Origin of the sequence: Dechloromonas sp. A34, assembly GCF_026261605.1 — a bacterium.
Lineage (GTDB): Bacteria > Pseudomonadota > Gammaproteobacteria > Burkholderiales > Rhodocyclaceae > Azonexus.
Genome location: NZ_CP102486.1, coordinates 3508909 through 3524667, shown reverse-complemented (window position 1 = coordinate 3524667; position 15759 = coordinate 3508909). Strand labels below are relative to the sequence as shown.

General features: G+C 63.5%; 18 protein-coding genes, 1 tRNA gene and 1 pseudogene. 6 read left to right on the top strand and 14 right to left on the bottom strand.

Annotated elements, in window-relative coordinates:
- Positions 1-103 precede the first annotated feature (103 nt).
- Entirely contained in the window at positions 104-1099 is a 996-nt protein-coding gene (locus NQE15_RS17625) for a cytochrome-c peroxidase (RefSeq protein ID WP_265943177.1), read from the top strand.
- 160 nt (positions 1100-1259) lie between these two features.
- Here the strand turns inward: NQE15_RS17625 and NQE15_RS17620 are convergent, their stop codons facing one another.
- The 3 genes from NQE15_RS17620 to NQE15_RS17610 all read right to left on the bottom strand — a co-directional run bounded on the left by NQE15_RS17620 (position 1260) and on the right by NQE15_RS17610 (position 2793).
- The gene (locus tag NQE15_RS17620; RefSeq protein ID WP_265943175.1) at positions 1260-1436 is read right to left on the bottom strand and encodes a hypothetical protein; all 177 of its coding nucleotides are present in this window, start codon (positions 1434-1436) and stop codon (positions 1260-1262) included.
- Positions 1437-1519: 83 nt separating this feature from the next.
- The gene (locus tag NQE15_RS17615; protein ID WP_265943173.1) at positions 1520-2140 is read right to left on the bottom strand and encodes a DJ-1/PfpI family protein; all 621 of its coding nucleotides are present in this window, start codon (positions 2138-2140) and stop codon (positions 1520-1522) included.
- Positions 2137-2793 (bottom strand): pyridoxamine 5'-phosphate oxidase family protein, encoded by a 657-nt coding sequence (locus NQE15_RS17610; RefSeq protein ID WP_265943171.1) that lies wholly within the window; start codon positions 2791-2793, stop codon positions 2137-2139. The genes NQE15_RS17615 and NQE15_RS17610 overlap by 4 nt, the downstream gene beginning before the upstream one ends.
- A gap of 86 nt (positions 2794-2879) precedes the next feature.
- Here NQE15_RS17610 and NQE15_RS17605 point away from each other — a divergent pair, with 86 nt between their 5' ends.
- From NQE15_RS17605 to NQE15_RS17595, 3 genes are all read left to right on the top strand, one after another.
- Positions 2880-4343: a PLP-dependent aminotransferase family protein gene (locus tag NQE15_RS17605; protein WP_265943169.1), complete on the top strand. Its 1464-nt coding sequence runs from the start codon at positions 2880-2882 to the stop codon at positions 4341-4343.
- A gap of 217 nt (positions 4344-4560) precedes the next feature.
- The gene (locus NQE15_RS17600; protein ID WP_265943168.1) at positions 4561-5460 is read left to right on the top strand and encodes a DMT family transporter; all 900 of its coding nucleotides are present in this window, start codon (positions 4561-4563) and stop codon (positions 5458-5460) included.
- Positions 5461-5596: 136 nt separating this feature from the next.
- Positions 5597-6391, top strand: coding sequence for a response regulator (locus tag NQE15_RS17595; protein ID WP_265943166.1), 795 nt, complete (start codon positions 5597-5599; stop codon positions 6389-6391).
- Here NQE15_RS17595 and modC read toward each other — a convergent pair whose 3' ends face one another.
- From modC to NQE15_RS17560, 6 genes and pseudogenes are all read right to left on the bottom strand, one after another.
- Positions 6392-7471 (bottom strand): molybdenum ABC transporter ATP-binding protein, encoded by a 1080-nt coding sequence (gene modC / locus NQE15_RS17590; protein ID WP_265943165.1) that lies wholly within the window; start codon positions 7469-7471, stop codon positions 6392-6394. It lies immediately after the preceding gene.
- On the bottom strand, positions 7468-8142 hold the full coding sequence (modB, locus tag NQE15_RS17585; RefSeq protein ID WP_265943163.1) for a molybdate ABC transporter permease subunit: 675 nt from the start codon (positions 8140-8142) through the stop codon (positions 7468-7470). Before modB ends, modC begins: the two co-directional genes overlap by 4 nt.
- Positions 8143-8144: 2 nt before the next feature.
- Positions 8145-8537, bottom strand: a complete 393-nt coding sequence (locus tag NQE15_RS17580) for a NifB/NifX family molybdenum-iron cluster-binding protein (RefSeq protein ID WP_265943161.1) — start codon at positions 8535-8537, stop codon at positions 8145-8147.
- Positions 8538-8646: 109 nt separating this feature from the next.
- Positions 8647-9407 (bottom strand): annotated as a pseudogene (locus NQE15_RS24095) (ModD protein); the annotation flags it as partial.
- A 30-nt stretch (positions 9408-9437) separates the two neighbouring features.
- On the bottom strand, positions 9438-10184 hold the full coding sequence (gene modA, locus NQE15_RS17565) for a molybdate ABC transporter substrate-binding protein (RefSeq protein WP_265943157.1): 747 nt from the start codon (positions 10182-10184) through the stop codon (positions 9438-9440).
- Between the two features lie 13 nt (positions 10185-10197).
- Positions 10198-11016, bottom strand: coding sequence for a TOBE domain-containing protein (locus NQE15_RS17560; RefSeq protein WP_265943155.1), 819 nt, complete (start codon positions 11014-11016; stop codon positions 10198-10200).
- Between the two features lie 212 nt (positions 11017-11228).
- Here NQE15_RS17560 and NQE15_RS17555 point away from each other — a divergent pair, with 212 nt between their 5' ends.
- A complete protein-coding gene (locus NQE15_RS17555; protein WP_265943153.1) occupies positions 11229-11657 on the top strand; it encodes a TOBE domain-containing protein in 429 nt (142 codons plus the stop codon).
- Here NQE15_RS17555 and NQE15_RS17550 read toward each other — a convergent pair.
- The 5 genes from NQE15_RS17550 to NQE15_RS17530 form a co-directional block, all read right to left on the bottom strand.
- Positions 11654-11959 carry a hypothetical protein gene (locus NQE15_RS17550; protein ID WP_265943151.1) on the bottom strand — a complete coding sequence of 102 codons (306 nt, stop codon included), beginning with the start codon at positions 11957-11959 and terminating at the stop codon, positions 11654-11656. The genes NQE15_RS17555 and NQE15_RS17550 overlap by 4 nt on opposite strands.
- Positions 11956-12489: a flavodoxin gene (locus tag NQE15_RS17545; protein WP_265943149.1), complete on the bottom strand. Its 534-nt coding sequence runs from the start codon at positions 12487-12489 to the stop codon at positions 11956-11958. Before NQE15_RS17545 ends, NQE15_RS17550 begins: the two co-directional genes overlap by 4 nt.
- A 6-nt stretch (positions 12490-12495) precedes the next feature.
- Positions 12496-12765 carry a nitrogen fixation protein NifZ gene (locus NQE15_RS17540; protein WP_265943147.1) on the bottom strand — a complete coding sequence of 90 codons (270 nt, stop codon included), beginning with the start codon at positions 12763-12765 and terminating at the stop codon, positions 12496-12498.
- A 4-nt stretch (positions 12766-12769) separates the two neighbouring features.
- The gene (locus tag NQE15_RS17535; RefSeq protein WP_265943145.1) at positions 12770-13099 is read right to left on the bottom strand and encodes a (2Fe-2S) ferredoxin domain-containing protein; all 330 of its coding nucleotides are present in this window, start codon (positions 13097-13099) and stop codon (positions 12770-12772) included.
- Between the two features lie 129 nt (positions 13100-13228).
- Positions 13229-13303, bottom strand: a tRNA-Thr gene (locus tag NQE15_RS17530).
- A gap of 598 nt (positions 13304-13901) precedes the next feature.
- On the opposite strand from NQE15_RS17530, the gene NQE15_RS17525 reads away from it, so the two are divergent.
- The gene (locus tag NQE15_RS17525) at positions 13902-15641 is read left to right on the top strand and encodes an amidohydrolase family protein (protein ID WP_265943143.1); all 1740 of its coding nucleotides are present in this window, start codon (positions 13902-13904) and stop codon (positions 15639-15641) included.
- The last annotated feature ends 118 nt before the right edge of the window (positions 15642-15759 follow it).

The following is a 15759-nucleotide window of genomic DNA, read 5'->3' as shown; positions in this document are numbered from 1 at the left end:
CATTGCCTTGCCCTATGTTCCCTGGCGAACAGATCGGCTAATTGGGTGCGTGCAATAATCCAGATTGATTATCCAAATGGTATTAATCGACTGGAGGTTGAAAATGGCAATTCGTATTCTCGTGGCAAGCATTGCGTTGATGGGGGCCGGTATTGCCTGGGCCGCGATGGATGAACCGATCAAGGCTATTCCGGTAGCCAAGGTCGCTGATCCGGCTCTGGTGGAGTTGGGCAAGAAGCTGTTTTTCGACCCGCGCCTGTCGAAATCCGGCTTCATATCCTGCAATTCCTGTCACAACCTGTCGATGGGCGGTACGGACAACCTCAAGACGTCGATCGGTCATAACTGGAATGAAGGCCCGATAAATTCCCCGACGGTACTCAATTCCAGTCTGAACATTGCCCAGTTCTGGGATGGTCGCGCCAAGGACTTGCAGGCCCAGGCTGGCGGTCCGATCGACAATCCGGGCGAAATGGGCTCGACCCACGGGCTTGCCGTCGAAGTCCTGCAATCGATTCCGGCCTATGTTGCGGACTTCAAGAAGTCATTCGGCACCGATAAAATCGTCATCGCCCAAGTGACCAAGGCGATTGCTGCTTTCGAAGCAACCCTGCTCACGCCGAACTCGCGCTTCGACCAATGGTTGAAGGGCGATCAGAAGGCTTTATCGGCAAACGAGCTGGCCGGCTACCAGTTGTTCAAGGACAGCGGTTGCGTCAGTTGCCATAACGGTCCGGGTGTCGGTGGCAATTCCTACCAGAAGATGGGCGTTGTCGCCCCCTACAAGGCATCGAGCCCGGCCGAGGGGCGTTTCGCTGTCACCGGCAAGGATGCGGATCGTTTCAATTTCAAGGTGCCGACGCTGCGGAACGTCGAACTGACCTATCCCTACTTCCATGACGGTGCCGTCAATACGCTGAGCGAAGCTGTAGACACCATGGGTCGTCTCCAGTTGGGAAAGAAATTCACCCCTGAAGAAAATGCCAGGATTGTCGCCTTCCTGAAGACCCTGACCGGTGAGCAGCCAGACTTCAAGTTGCCCACACTGCCTCCGTCGTCAGACAAGACGCCCAAGCCGCAACCGTTTGCAAAAAAATAGGCAGTACCGCACTGACCGGCGAATTGGCTGAAGTTTAGGGGGCGGCCGTGAGGCAATGCACCCGGCTGGCAGGCCGTATCAGCCAAACTCATGCATTTGGTGCTTTACGTTCCGATCGCCAGATGCTGCCAGGCAAAGGCTGAGTTGAGTTTGCCGGTGCTCAGGTCAGGTGACGGCTTTGCATGGTCGTCGGGTTGGGAAGCGGATCGCCGGGGTGCCGGGACAGTGCATAGGGAACCGTGAGAAAGATGATGGTCATGATCACGAAAAATACACTGATGAATCCCCGAAACAGACTGGCGGCGATGGTGGCTTGGTTCTGACCTTGTGTTTTCATTTGGATTTTCCTCTGTTGATGAAGCAAGGCCAGTTTGCGACTCGGGCATTAAGCATTGCTTAAAGGATCGGGCCTTGTGCGAACTACGGTTTTTCCCCGGTGGGTGGTTCGCTCCAGCGGTATTCCATCTGGCGCGCAGTTTGCACGGCAAGTTCCCGCCCGGCCAGCCGTTCCACCAGGTGCAGGCTCATGTCGATCCCGGCCGAAATGCCGCCCGAGGTGACGATGTCGCCTTCATCGACCCAGCGCTGATCGTTGATGACCCGAACCGCCGGAAAGTCGGTTCGCAGTTCGGCCAGGTCTTCCCAGTGCGTCGTCGCCCGATGGCCGTCGAGCAGGCCGGCCTTGGCCAGCAGGAAAGCGCCGGTGCACACCGAAGCGGTGATCCGCGTGCCGGTCGCAACTTGCGCAATCCACCGGCTGACCTTCGGCTCGGCCAGTTCGGCGCTGACCACGCCGCCGGGAACGATCAGCAGATCGATCGGCGGGTGGGTCGTGAAGGCATATTCCGGCAATACCGGCAGACCGGCCCGGGCCTTGAACGGCTCGCCAGTGGCGCCGACGGTGAACACCGCGAACGGTTTTTCGGCGGCGGAATGCCTGCGGCCGAAGACCCGGCTGGCCGTGGTGAACACTTCGTAGGGGCCCGCGAAATCGAGAACCTCGACCTCGGGGAAGACAAAGATGCCGACTTTGAGCGTCATGGCAGCGCCTCTTTCTGCAGTGCTGCCGGCAAGGAAGGCAGCGGGAAATCAGCGCAGCCGGTCTCGGCAACCGGTACGCCAGCCTGCCGGCCAAGCGGAACGACCCCGGCCCAGACCGGGATTGACATGTCCTCGGCGCTGTCTTCGACGCCCCAGTTGCGGATCTTGGCGGCGGCTTCGTGCAGCGCCAGGCGCAGGATGCGGGTGCCGGCGAGTTCGGCCGGGCTGGCCGGGCGGACATGCGCATTGCGTCCCGGGCTGACGTGTTCGAGAAAGCTGGCCATCGCCCTGGCCTTGTCGTCCGCATGGTCCACGGCGGCGAATTGTCCGTAGATCACCACCGAGCGGAAATTCATCGAATGATGGAAGGCCGAGCGGGCCAGCACCAGGCCGTCGACATGGGTGATGCAGACCGAGCATTCGCCGCCGAGCAGGGCATTGATCAGGCGCGAATTGTTGGCGCCGTGGATGTAGAGGTGGTCGCCGTCGCGCCAGCAGGCGGTGGGTAGGCAATGCACGCTGCCGGCCGAGTTGAAGGCGATCTGGCAGACGAAGGCGGCATCGACGATGGCGTGGATGCTGGTGGCGTCGTAGTGGCCGCGATCGGGCTTGCGGCGGATTGTGGTGCGCGGGCTGGGGGGCAGGGCTGTCATGGCGGTCTCCGTAAGCTGTTGCGGCAAGCATAACCGTGCTGTGGCACTATCTGTAGAGCCACAAAATTGCACATTGATGGAGCCAGATGAGCCTATCCGCCATTCTTGACCCGCTGAACGACCCGGCCGACGCCATGCCGCGCCAGCAGCAGCTTTATCGCCGGCTAAAGGAAGCCATGCTCGATGGCCGCCTCGGCCCGGGCGCGCGCCTGCCGGCCAGCCGCCTGCTCGCCGCCGACTACGGCATTGCCCGCAATACCGTGCTCTACGCCTATCAGCAATTGCAGGCTGAGGGATTTTTGCTGGCCGATCGGCGAGGTACGCGGGTGGCCGACCTGCCGGTGCTGCACGGGCTGGGTGTAGCCCGGCCGGTTGCCAGCCATGCTCCGGCCGAGCTGTCACGGCGGGCCGCCGGCCTGGCTTTGCGCCAGCACGAACCGCTGCTGCCTTTCGCACCGGGCGTCGCCGATCTGAATGCCTTCCCCTGGGCGGCCTGGGCGCGGCAGTTGCAAAAGGCCTGGGGCGAAGTCAGCGCCCGGCAGCTGGCCTATGCCGCGCCGGCTGGCGAGCCGCGCCTGCGCCAGGCCCTGGCCGATGACCTGCGTGCCCGGCGCGGCGTGCTGTGCAGCCCGGAGCAGATATTCGTCGTCGCCGGCGCGCAGATCGCCCTCGATGCCTGCGCCCGCCTGCTGGCCGACGAGGGCGATACGGTCTGGCTGGAAAACCCGTGCTATCCGGCGGCCCGCTCGGTGATGCAGACCGCCGGCCTGCGGGCGGTCCACGTACCGGTCGACGCTGCCGGCATGGCGCCGGAACCTAGTCTCTGGGAGAGCCAGCCGCCCCGCCTGGTCTATCTGACACCGTCGCATCAGTATCCGCTGGGGGCGGTGCTCAGCCTGGAACGGCGCCTCGAATTCCTGCGCCGGATCGTCGCCGCCAATGGCTGGATCATCGAGGACGACTACGACAGCGAGTTCAACCACGCCCGGCCCGGCTATAGCCCTTTGCCGGCGCTACAGGGACTGCACGCCGACGCGCCGGTGGTCTATGTCGGCACCTTTTCCAAGCTGCTCTATCCGGGCTTGCGCGTTGCCTACATGGTGGTGCCGCGCTGGGCGGCGCGCGAATTCGGCGAACGGATCGCAAGCCTCTACCGCTCCGGTCAGGCGGTCGAGCAGCGCGCCCTGGCCGGCTTCATCGAAAGTGGCGCGCTGACCCGCCATTTGCGGAAGATGGCGCCGATCTACCGGGCGCGTCAGGCCGTCTTGCGCCGGGAACTGACGGCGGCTTTCGGCGATGATGTCGAAATCCTTGGCGGCGATGCCGGTCTGCATCTGACGCTCGGCCTGCCCGCCGGTGAGCCCGACCAGGCGGTCATCGCCAAGGCCATGGCGCTTGGCGTCACGGCCCGTCCGCTGAGTGAGTATTGCGCTGCTGAGGTACCTGGGGCGTCACGAAATGGATTGGTCCTTGGTTACGGCATGGCCGAGGAAAAACGTATTCCCGAACTGGTGGCGCGCCTGGCCAGGGCTGTCGCAGCAGACGCTTGACGCACTGCACAATGCGCCCGCACAATAGACCGATGACTTGCCAAATCTCCCTGATCTCCCCGCTGTCCCTGCGCCGCCGCGTCCTGCGTGCGTGGCGCGTTGCCGTTGATCCGGGCCTGGGGTGAGCTAGTCGCAAGACCATTCCGATTTCTGCAAAGGCCGCGGCAATGAAACCCGCGGCCTTTTTGTTTTCTGCCTCTGTTCGAAGGAGCACCCGATGTCCGTTCCCGTCGCCTATCTCGGCATCATCCTGATCTGGGCCACCACGCCGCTGGCTATCCAGTGGAGCACGCAAGGCATTGGCTTCGCTTTCGCCGTGCTCGTCCGCATGTTGATCGGCGTTGTCGTCGCCGGCCTGCTGGTCGCCGTCTGGCGCATCGGCCTGCCGCTGCACGGTCGGGCGCGCCGGGCCTATCTGGTCGGCGGATTGGGCTTGTTCGGGGCGATGGCGCTGACCTACTGGGGGGCGCGTTACGTCCATTCCGGCCTGATTTCCGTGCTCTTCGGGCTGTCGCCCTTGATGGCCGGGGTGCTGGCCGCGCTGTGGCTGGGCGAACGCGCGCTGACGCCGCGCAAGATCGCCGGTATGGTGCTCGGCGCTTTCGGCTTGGCGGTGATCTTCATCGATGGCGACAGTTTGGGCGGCGAGCATGCGCTGGCCGGCCTGTTGGCGCTGTTGTTCGCCGTTTTCATTTATTCGGCCAGTCTGGTCTGGCTGAAACGTATCGCCGACGACAGCCCGCCGCTGGCTACCACGGTCGGCACGCTGGCCGTCTCGCTGCCGCTGTTTGTGGTGGTCTGGGCGTTCACCGACGGTCATTTGCCGGCCGTGATGCCGCTGCGCTCGGGGGCGGCCATCGTCTATCTCGGCATCTTCGGCTCGGTGATCGGTTTCGCACTGTATTACTACGTGATCAAGCACCTGGCGGCCTCGAAAGTCGCCTTGATCACGCTGATCACGCCGGTGCTGGCGCTGCTCCTCGGCCACGTCTTCAATGGCGAGGTTATCGGCCTGCGCCTGTGGCTGGGAACCGGGCTGATTCTCTTCGGCCTCGCCGTGCACGAGTGGGAGGCGCTGCTGTCCCTGCGCCTTTCGTACCGGGGGGCCGAGAGCTAGTTTCAGCTTTTGTCTTGGTGATGCTGGATGATCTTGGGCGAACGCTGGAAACCGGCGCCAGATGGTGCAATTGGCGCCTCGGCTCTGTTATTCTGGCGCCTGTTTTGACCAAGCATTTCTTTCGGAGTCCGGTTCGATGCGCATTATGATCATTGACGACAATGCCGCCATGCGCAAAGTGCTGGCGGCAGTCTTCGCCAGTGCCGGGCATGAGGTGGTCGGGGCGTTCGCCGACGGCAATGGGGTCGAGTCGATGATCCGCGAAACCGCGCCCGAGCTGGTCTGTCTCGATTACCACCTGCCGGGTCGCGATGGCCTCGCGATCCTGAAAGCCATCCAGAGCGCGGCGCCGACCATCGACGTCGTCTTCATGACCGCTTCCAGCGAGGCGCGCATCGAGGAGAAGGCGGCCGATGCCGGAGCTTCAGGCTTCATCCGCAAGCCCTTCGGCCAGGCCCAGATCATCGAGGAACTGCGCGCCATCGCGGCGACGCGCGAGATCACTAACCGGGCGGCGCTGGCCGCCGCCCAGCCGGAAGCGCCGGCGGCCGGCGCCAGACGCGGTCGCAAGGGCACGGCGGTGATCGCCGACGACAACGGCTCGGTGCGCCTGGTGCTCAAGGCCCTGCTCGAGGAATCCGGCGTACGTGTGGCACAGATGGTGAGCAACGGATCGGAAGCGATCATTGCCGCCAAGAACCACCAGCCGCGCATTCTCTGCCTGGACGTCAATATGCCGGTGATGGACGGCCTGGAGGCCTTGCCGAAAATCAGGGAGGCCAGTCCCGATACCGCAGTCATCATGGTCACCGGCTGTGCCGACAAGAAGCTGGTCGCCGAGGCGGCCGGACTGGGCGCCGTCGGCTACATCGTCAAGCCGCTGCGTCCGGCCTACGTCGAAGGTTTCATCCGCAAGCTGCTCGGCGCCTAGCTAGGCGAGCAGGGCGACTGACTTGATCTGCGCGCGCAGCGCCAGGCCGGGGCGGATGTCCAGGCGCTGAGCCGAGCGTTTGGTGATGCGGGCGAGCAGCGGTTCGCCGGCGACATCGAGCTTGACCAGCACGTGCCCCGGCGTCTCGGTCGGCGCCAGATCGACGACGATGGCGCTGACGCAGTTCAGGATGCTGGTCTGGACCTGCGGCACCAGCGCCAGGCTGACGTCGCGGGCGTGGATACGGCAGCGCAGGAAGGTGCCGACCGGCTCGTCGTGCCGCGAGACGAAAATCGAACCACCGGGGAATTCGAGGCGGGTCAGGTCGTCCGCCTCATGGGCGGCGATCGCCGCCTCGATGACCACGCCGGCATCGTCGGCGAAGGCGGCCGGCAGGTCGATGCGGGAAAGCACCGCGTTGAGCGGGCCGCTGGCGACGACCCGGCCCTCGTCGAGCAGCACCAGGTGGTCGGCCAGGCGGGCGACTTCGTCCGGCGCATGGCTGACGTAGATGATGGGCAGCGCCAGTTCGTGGTGCAGGCGTTCCAGGTAGGGCAGGATTTCCAGTTTGCGCTTGAGGTCGAGGGCGGCCAGCGGTTCGTCCATGAGCAGGATCTTGGGGGCGGCGAGCAGGGCGCGGGCAATCGCCACGCGCTGGCGTTCGCCGCCGGAGAGCTGGGCCGGGGCACGCTCGAGCAGGTGGGCGATGCCGAGCAGCTCGGCGATGGCCGGCAGGGAATAGGCATCGGCCCGGGCCGCCGCCCGTTTCTGGCCGTATTCCATATTGCCGCGCACCGAGAGGTGCGGAAACAGGCTGGCTTCCTGAAATACCACGCCGAGCGCCCGCCGGTGCGGCGGAACGAAATGGCCGCGTGCCTCGTCCTGCCAGACCTCGTCGCCGATCGCGAAGTAGGCCTGGCCAGCCCGTTCCAGCCCGGCCATGGCGCGCAGACAGGTCGTCTTGCCCGAGCCGGAATGGCCGAACAGGGCGGTGATGCCGCGGCCGGGCAGGGCGAGGTCGACGTCGAGCCGGAAATCGCGGCGCTCGATCAGGAATCTGGCACGAATCTCCGGGGTCATGCCGTTTTCCGTCGCGCCGGGTTGAAAGTGTAGAGCCCGAGCAGGACGAGGAAGCTGAACAGCACCATGCCCCCGGACAGCCAGTGGGCCTGAGTGTATTCCAGGGCTTCGACGTGGTCGTAGATCTGCACCGAGACGACCCGGGTCTTTTCCGGAATGTTGCCGCCGATCATCAGCACGATGCCGAATTCGCCTACCGTATGGGCGAAGCCGAGAATGGCACCGGACAGGAAGCCGGGCCGGGCCAGCGGCACGGCGACCGACCAGAAGGCATCCCACGGGCTGGCGCGCAGTGTCGCGGCGACTTCCAGCGGGCGGTCGCCGATCGCCTCGAAGGCGTTCTGGATCGGTTGGACGACGAAGGGCAGCGAGTAGAACACCGAGGCGATGACCAGGCCGGGGAAGGTGAAGGGCAGCAGGCCGAGGCCGAGGGCCTGGGTGAATTGTCCGACCGGCCCGTTCGGGCCCATGGTCAGCAGCAGATAGAAGCCGAGCACAGTCGGCGGCAGGACCAGGGGCAGGGCGACGACGGCACCGATCACGCCCTTGAAGGGCGAGCGCGTGCGGGCCAGCCACCAGGCGATGGGCGTGCCGATGACGAGCAGCAGCAGGGTGACCACCGTGGCCAGCTTGAGGGTCAGCCAGACGGCGGCAAGATCGGTACTTTCCATAGTCAGTGGCGGGAAAACAGATCGCGCAGTTTACACAGGGTGGTCGTGATGTCGAAGTGCGTATCGGGCAGGGCCTCGCCGGCCAGGATGCAGGTGATGGCGACGGCGGGGTCGCTTTCGCCGGTGAGCAACACGTCGGCGCCGCGTTTTTTCATGTGGCGGATGAAGCCGTCGCCGGCGCTGGCGCAGACGACGAGGTCGATGCCGTCGAGCGGGTGCGCTTCGTTGTCCTCGAAGCTGTGGAGGATCTGTTCCTTGTTCAGCTCGACCCGGCTGGGCGCCGGCAGCAACTGCTTGGCGCGGTGCTCGGTCAGGTCGTAAACCAGCCATTGTCGGGTTTGCCCGGCATGGCCGCTGACGGCGGTGAAATCCTTGGTGGCGATGGCGATTTTCATGGTTCAAGGCTCGCTTGGAGAAAGGGGGGGCAGGGAAGGGGGCCAGCGTCACGGCCACGTCACGGGGTGGGGCGAAATAGGGGGCGCTGGTGACCAGAATTTGGGCACCGGCGCGGGCGTAGCGTTCGGCGTTGGCGGCATTGACGCCACCTGCCGCCGCAAGTCGGGCGCCCGGACTTTGCCGGTGGATGCGCTCCAGCGTCTCGGGCGGCAGTTTTTCCAGTTGCAGGATGTCGGTGCCGGCCGCGGCCCAGATGGCGGCCTCGGCCTCGTCGCCGACTTCGACGACGATGGTCCGTTCGGGCCATTGCCGGCGGAGCCGGGTGACGGTGGCAGCTGGCGCTTCGCCAGCCAGAAAGGCGCGGTGCTCGGCGAAGAGCAGCAAGGTCTCCGACAGGCTCAGGCGGTGCGGGCTGGCCCGGCACAGAGCACGGCCTTGATCGCCGCCGCCTTGGTACCGGGAAAATTCTTGCGTGTGCACACGACGCTGGCCGCCGGATCGCCCCGGCGGGCGGCGGCCACGATATCGGCAGTACAGGTGGCGATGCCGGAAAGGTACTCGATCAGGGTCTGCGCCGTTTTCCAGACGGCGTGCAGCCCGCCAGCTCCGCCTTCGAGGCAGAGGATTTCTTCGCCGGCCTGCCGTCGGCTGCCGCTCGGGGCGAACGTGCCGGCCGCGCGCAGGCAGCGCAGCTCGCCCATGCGCCGCGCCTCTTCGCTACCGCAGACGACCATTTCGTAGCGGGCGCGAAAAACCAGGCGCCCAGGCTGCTCGCCGATGCCGAGGGCAAAGGTCGTGGCGTCGCCGCAGGGCCCGTCCTCCTGCAGCAGATGGTCGAGGGTGGCGTCGGTCAGGGTGTAGGGATTCATGGTCGCGGTTCAGCCCGGCGGGCGGTCATCTCAGCGCAGGTCGTAGCCGAATGACCTGATCACCGCCCTGGCCTTGTCGCCCTTCAGGTAGGCGAGCAGGGCGGCAGGGGCCGCCTTGCCTTTGCCCCTGGCGAGCATCAGGGCGTCCTGGCGGATCGGCTGGTAATAGTCGGCCGGTACGACCCACGCCGAGCCGGCGGTGAGCTTGCCGTCCTTGGTGACTTGCGACAAGGCGACGAAACCAAGTTCGGCATTGCCGGTGACGACGAACTGCTGCGTCTGGGAAATGTTCTCGCCTTGGACGAAGCGTTCCTGCAGCTTGTTCAGGACGCCGAGCCGGGTCATGGATTCGATGGCGGCGGCACCGTAAGGCGCGGTTTTCGGGTTGGCCAGCGCCAGGTGTCTGAAGTTGCCGGTTTTCAGGATTTCCCCTTTGCCATCGACCAGCTCGGGGTTGGCCGACCACAGCACCAGTTTGCCGATGGCGTAGGTGAAGCGGCTGCCGGCTACGCCCTGGCCTTCCTTTTCCAGGCGGGCCGGGGTTTCGTCGTCGGCGGCCAGGAAGAGTTCGAAAGGCGCGCCATTGGCGATCTGGGCGTAGAACTTTCCGGTGGCGCCGAAGGAGAGCACTGCCTTGTGGCCGGTGTCCTTCTCGAACAGCGCGGCAATCTGATGCATCGGCGCTGTGAAGTTGGCGGCGACGGCGACCTGGACTTCATCGGACCGGGCAGGGAAGGCAAGGGCTACGGCCAAGGCGACAATCAGGATTCTTTTCATGGCTAACCTCAGCTCAAGCGTAAAGACACAGAATGACCGCCGAGGCCTTGAACACGGCGCAGGCCGGCGCGCCGACGGTCAGGCCGAGCTGTGTGACGCTGTCGTGAGTGACGACGGCACAGACCGTCTTGCCGCCAGGCATGCTCAGGGTGACCTCGGCATTGACCGGGCCATCGTGGATGCGCGTGACCTCGCCCCACAGGTGATTACGCGCCGTGGTCCGCAGATTGCGGTCGGTCAGCAGCAGCACCGACGACGACTTGACCAGGGCGCTGATCTCCATGCCGATGGTCAGGCCCAATGTTTCGGCCGATTCGCGGGTGATCACGGCGACCAGTTCGTTGTCGGCATCGAGCTTCAGGCGCACCTCGAAATCGACATCCCCGTCGCGCAGGCCGACGATCTGGCCAGCGAACTGGTTGCGGGCGCTGGTCTTCATCGACATCCGCTTCAACAACTGGCGAAACTGCTGGAAATCGCCGGCCAGGCCTTCGTTCATGCTCGTCGCCAGGCGGTCAAGCGCCGCCTGGTATTCGGTTTCGAGCGCGCGGTAGAGCGCGACAGTCTTGTGGCCGTGCGCGGTGAGCAGTGTGCCGCCGCCGTTCTTGCCGCCGGTCGAGCGCACGACCAGGGGCTGGTCGGCCAGGTTGTTCATGGCGTCGATGGCATCCCAGGCGGCTTTGTAGGACAGCGGCACAGCCTTGGCGGCCTGTGAAATCGAGCCGTGCTTGTCGATGGCTTCGAGCAGCCGGATGCGGGTATCGCCGAGAAAGCTGCCGAACTCGGTATCGACCTCCAGCCGGCTGCGCAAGCGATGTGCGATTTGTTCCATTTTGTCGCCTTTGCTACGTTGTGTTGTTGCGTATATAACGATAACGTAATTGCCTGGGGCGACGGCGATTTTTGGCGAAATGTCATGGAGCACTATGGTTGTTTATGGCTAACGCTGTTCGCTAAAGTGACGACATGCCCGGCTGGTTTCGTTATGCTGTTGCGTATATAGCGAAAACCGGGCCAGGCAAACGGACAGTCAAGGAGAACGGCATGAAGATCAGCGCCCGCAACGCATTCGCAGGCCGTATCACGGCCCTGGTCGATGGCCAGGTCAATGCCGAGGTCGAGGTCACGACACCGGGCGGCGACCGCATCGTCGCCATCGTCACCGAAGGCAGCGTGCAGGCGCTCGGCCTGGTCGTCGGCAAACCGGTCATCGCCTATGTCAAGGCGCCGTGGGTGATGGTGCTGGCCGGTACGGGCGGCGTGAAGTTCAGCGCCCGCAATCAATTGGCCGGTACTGTCGAAAGCCTGCAGAAAGGGGCGGTCAATAGCGATATCGGCATCCGGCTGGCGGGCGGGGTGCTGGTCCATGCCGTGATCACCAACGAGGCGGTGCTCGAGCTCGGGCTGCAGCCTGGCGTGCCGGCCTGCGCGTTGATCAAGGCCAGCCATGTCGTGCTCGGGGTAACGGCCTAGGCGTCGAAATGCATGGCCAGGCTGGCCAGCACCTTGGGCAGCGGCAGGTTCTCCTCGGATTCCAGGATGCCCGGTACCGGGTGCGGGTACTCGTAGAAAATGCCGTAGGTGCCGGCGCGCTGGCCGTGCAGGTAAACGTGGGCGCGCAGTTTGTCGAGTTCGGAATGGCGCAGCGTGACGATGTGAGGATCGGCGCCTTCGTCGGGCACGACGTTGCAGGCCTGGGCGACGCGTTCGTCGAGCGAGACCAGGACGCGGCGGATTTCGCGGGATTTGGGGGAGGCCCAGGGATTCATGTTCATGGCATCAGCTCCGGTCGGATTTGCGCCAGCCAGGCATCGACCCGTTCTTCGGTCAGGGCCGGCTGATTGATCTGGTCGATGGCCAGACCGAGAAAGTGCTCGCCATCGACCGCCTGCGAGGCGGCGAATTCGTAGCCGGCAATGGGCCAGCGGCCAACGACGCGGGCGCCGCGGGCGGCGACGGCATCGTGGATGAGGCCGATGGCGTCGACGAATTCGTCGGGGTATTTCTTCTGGTCGCCGAGGCCGAAGATGGCAACCACCTTGCCGGCCAGATCGGCGCCGGCCAACTGCGGCAGGAACTCTTCCCAGCTCGGCTGGCTAAGGCCGGTCGACAGGCCCGGCAGCTCGCCCTCGCCGAGCGTCGGACTGCCGAGGATCAGCGCATCGCAGGCGAGAAATTCCGCCAGCGTCGTGCGGCCGATATTGGCTGGCGCCGCGGCCGCATCGCCCAGCTTTTTGGCAATCTGCTTGGCGAGCAGCCGGGTGCGCCCGGTATCGGTGCCGAAAAAAATGCCGATCCTGGCCATGGCGGCTCAGACCGGAACGGCCTGCTCCTGGGTCAGCTCTTCCGGCAGGCAACCGACCGGGTCGCCGAGCGCGCCGTCCGGGCCGTTTTCGAAACGGACCAGATAGACGTGCTGGGTTTCGTCGGCTTCGGCCCGGCCATACTGGATGATCATGCCGCGCATGCCGGCCGGGGCGATCAGGCCTTCCTCGACGTCGATGCCGGGCATGCCGCCATCGTTGAGGATGTTTTCGGCGGCGTACACCAGCTCGCCGATGTCGTATTTGTAGTCTTCCATGATCTCAGCTCCAGATGTCGGCAGGCGCCAGCAGGCGCTCGACCGGCTGATCGAACATCAGGTGCTCGTCGATGATCGCGCCGACATCCTCCGGCTTGACGCCGGTGTACATGATGCCTTCGGGATAGACCAGGACGCTCGGGCCGGCGTGGCAGGGGCCGAGGCAGCCGGTGTTGGTCAATTGCAGACCGGAAGACCACAGGTTGCGGGCGGTGAATTCGTCCGAGAAGGCTTGCCAGGTCTGGCCGCAGGCCTTTTCCTGGCAGGAACTGCGCGGGTGACCGGCGGGACGTCCCTGAACGCAGACGAAGACGTGTTTCTTGGGTTTTGCCATCAGACTCTCCTTGTTGATGGCTGGATCAATGCAAGGGGAGTGCCAGGTAATAAGCCATTGAATTCAAAGGCTTGTTGGAGAGCGCCTGTGTCGCATTCGCGACAAACCGGCGACACCACCAAAAAGCGGTGGTGCCCATGGGCAGGATCGAACTGCCGACCTCTCCCTTACCAAGGGAGTGCTCTACCACTGAGCCACATGGGCAAAACCTGGTGCTCCTGACGGGGTCAAATTAAGCCTAAAATAGGCCGTCATTCTTAGGTTTGTGTTGGTTCGAACTTTAAGATACCATCAGGTGCTAACTGCTTGGGGTTTCAATCACTTGAAAACCGCTGCTGCGATGGTTAGTCGCATCCCGAAGCGGCGCGCATTGTAACAGGGATTTTTAAAACCTTAGCATCAGCGATCTGTGCCTAGAGAAAAAGATGTGGCCTCACCACTGAGGCCACGTACACGGAGCTGAAATATCAAGCATTTGGTTTGGCCCAACAGACCACAACGTGAGTAACCGTCCGGTGGTCAGCCATTGCCGCCATTGGGGAGCTACACCACCAACGGCCGCAATGAGATGGTGAGCAGCTTTCGGCATTGATGCGGGTTGCGTACAATCACCATCAAGAGTCATTAGCGACGGGCTGCTTCACGCGCTGCCGATGTTTGAAAATAGTATTGTTGCCGTATAGCTGTTCGTGGCATGGCCTTGAGGCGCACATAGGCTGCGCGCAGGCCGCTTGTGATCATCGTACCGAAGGCTGGCGTGCTGACCGCATAAAGTGGGACAAAAGTCTGCTCGGGAGATTTAATGCCAAAGACATATATTGACCGTACTCGACGTTCGCTGGTCTTCGGAGGTGCCACTCTTGGTGGAATGGCCGCCGCAGGGTGCTGCTCAATCCCGCTGAGCCCACAGATTTCCGGTGGTTGCAGCCCCCTCCCGTTTCCTTTTTTGGCTGGACCTGAAGTTCTGGCTGCATGGGCTAAGCCAGAGCGCTTCTTCGACGCCCACACGCACTTCTTCAACGCGCAGGATGTGCCGGTCGCTGGCTTCCTGACGAAGTCAGTCGCCCACAGCATCAAGTCAGAGAACCTACGCAAACTCATAATCGCTCTTGCGCCGGTTGTCGAAGCGCTGGCCAACCTAGCACCGACAACTGAGCGCGAGCACAGGGAACTTTGTAGAAGCTCAGCCAAGGCTCTCCACACCCTGAGGGCCCAGAGCGAAGACCTGGACACTGAAATCGATCGTCGCCGCGACGACATGGCCAGAGAGCTCTATAAGCGAATCTTGCAGGAAGGCGATGAGATTCCGAGGTTGTTCAACGAAGCAGTGTCGCGTGCCAAATCACGAGATATCAATGCCCTACGCAACCAGACCACGGCGTTCAGCGAGGATTTCGTCCGTGAGGCTCTGCGGGATGGGGGCAGCTACCGCACATCGTCTAAGGCGCTCATTTCCCGGCGCACATCGGACATGGCGACCGAGGAAGCTGAGGCCATGTCCATGAAGGGAGCCCTGCAGTTCGTTGGCTTCATGTTAGCGCCAAGGCACCACAATCTGCGGACATATATTCGGCGATTCTCCGAACACTCACCAAGCCTCCCTCTGTCTGGCTGCTTCGCAGCGATGGTCGACTTCAATTACTGGCTCGACTGCCCAGCAAAGGCCTCTCTGATGCATGACCAAGTGATGGTGCATGAGCAACTCGCGCTCCTTTCGCGCGGCTTTCTGATGCCCTTGGTAGCCTACAACCCCTGGGTCGATATCAAGGAAGGCGATGCCAGCATCAAGCTCGTAGAGAAGGCAGTAAAAGAGCATGGGTGCGTCGGCGTAAAGATATACCCGCCAATGGGTTTCTATGCCTACGGCAATGCGGGCAGTCCCATCCAGAGCTCCGAACCTCGGCCGGATCCGGTTATGCTGGACAAGAAGCTGCGAACCTTCTACGAGTTGTGCGATGACTTGGGCGTCCCCGTCATGGCACATGCCAACGAGTCCAACGGTAGAGACGCCGCCCACGACATGCTCGCTGGTGCGAAGGGGTGGATCTCGCTTCGGGAGCAAGTCGGCACCCTCAAGGGCCTGCGAGTGAATGCTGGCCACTTCGGCGGAGATGACGTTCACGACTCAAGCGACTGGACCAACGACTTTGTGCGCCTGATGAGCGAACCTGGCGGGCTGCGCATGTACGCCGACTTGGGCTACTGGGAGCGGCTTCTCGACAAGAAGCCGACCCAGGACAACCTGGCTAAGATTCTTATGGCCCCCTTGACGGGAGGCACCACAGCGGATCGAGTGATGTACGGCAGCGATTGGCTCATGCTGAGCAAAGAGCCTGGCTGGGAGACCTATGGCGAGGGTGTCGCGAAGGTCATCCGAGGACTCGACCCCTCCGGCAAGATTTCGACGAAGGTCCTGGGTGGCAATGTTCTCGAGTGCTATGGTCTTACCGAGACTAGCCGCAGGGGAGCCAAGGGCGTGGGAACGTTCGAGCGGCTGCAGAAGTTCCATGAGACCAACGGGCTGGGGTGGCTGAAGGATTGAGCGACGGCCGCAGCCCGTGAAATGCAGCCCGAAGCCTCGGCGAGGTGGCTTGCTGTGGCCCTGCTAAGGCCGTTTCGGTGCGGTTAGTGGCGGGCCTTTGCGCATTGGAGACAGTAGC

Coding starts and splice junctions, on each gene's coding strand:
- NQE15_RS17625 (WP_265943177.1), top strand. CDS start 104: ATGGCAATTCGTATTCTCGTGGCAAGCATTGCGTTGATGGGGGCCGGT.
- NQE15_RS17620 (WP_265943175.1), bottom strand. CDS start 1,436: ATGAAAACACAAGGTCAGAACCAAGCCACCATCGCCGCCAGTCTGTTT.
- NQE15_RS17615 (WP_265943173.1), bottom strand. CDS start 2,140: ATGACGCTCAAAGTCGGCATCTTTGTCTTCCCCGAGGTCGAGGTTCTC.
- NQE15_RS17610 (WP_265943171.1), bottom strand. CDS start 2,793: ATGACAGCCCTGCCCCCCAGCCCGCGCACCACAATCCGCCGCAAGCCC.
- NQE15_RS17605 (WP_265943169.1), top strand. CDS start 2,880: ATGAGCCTATCCGCCATTCTTGACCCGCTGAACGACCCGGCCGACGCC.
- NQE15_RS17600 (WP_265943168.1), top strand. CDS start 4,561: ATGTCCGTTCCCGTCGCCTATCTCGGCATCATCCTGATCTGGGCCACC.
- NQE15_RS17595 (WP_265943166.1), top strand. CDS start 5,597: ATGCGCATTATGATCATTGACGACAATGCCGCCATGCGCAAAGTGCTG.
- modC (WP_265943165.1), bottom strand. CDS start 7,471: ATGACCCCGGAGATTCGTGCCAGATTCCTGATCGAGCGCCGCGATTTC.
- modB (WP_265943163.1), bottom strand. CDS start 8,142: ATGGAAAGTACCGATCTTGCCGCCGTCTGGCTGACCCTCAAGCTGGCC.
- NQE15_RS17580 (WP_265943161.1), bottom strand. CDS start 8,537: ATGAAAATCGCCATCGCCACCAAGGATTTCACCGCCGTCAGCGGCCAT.
- modA (WP_265943157.1), bottom strand. CDS start 10,184: ATGAAAAGAATCCTGATTGTCGCCTTGGCCGTAGCCCTTGCCTTCCCT.
- NQE15_RS17560 (WP_265943155.1), bottom strand. CDS start 11,016: ATGGAACAAATCGCACATCGCTTGCGCAGCCGGCTGGAGGTCGATACC.
- NQE15_RS17555 (WP_265943153.1), top strand. CDS start 11,229: ATGAAGATCAGCGCCCGCAACGCATTCGCAGGCCGTATCACGGCCCTG.
- NQE15_RS17550 (WP_265943151.1), bottom strand. CDS start 11,959: ATGAACATGAATCCCTGGGCCTCCCCCAAATCCCGCGAAATCCGCCGC.
- NQE15_RS17545 (WP_265943149.1), bottom strand. CDS start 12,489: ATGGCCAGGATCGGCATTTTTTTCGGCACCGATACCGGGCGCACCCGG.
- NQE15_RS17540 (WP_265943147.1), bottom strand. CDS start 12,765: ATGGAAGACTACAAATACGACATCGGCGAGCTGGTGTACGCCGCCGAA.
- NQE15_RS17535 (WP_265943145.1), bottom strand. CDS start 13,099: ATGGCAAAACCCAAGAAACACGTCTTCGTCTGCGTTCAGGGACGTCCC.
- NQE15_RS17525 (WP_265943143.1), top strand. CDS start 13,902: ATGCCAAAGACATATATTGACCGTACTCGACGTTCGCTGGTCTTCGGA.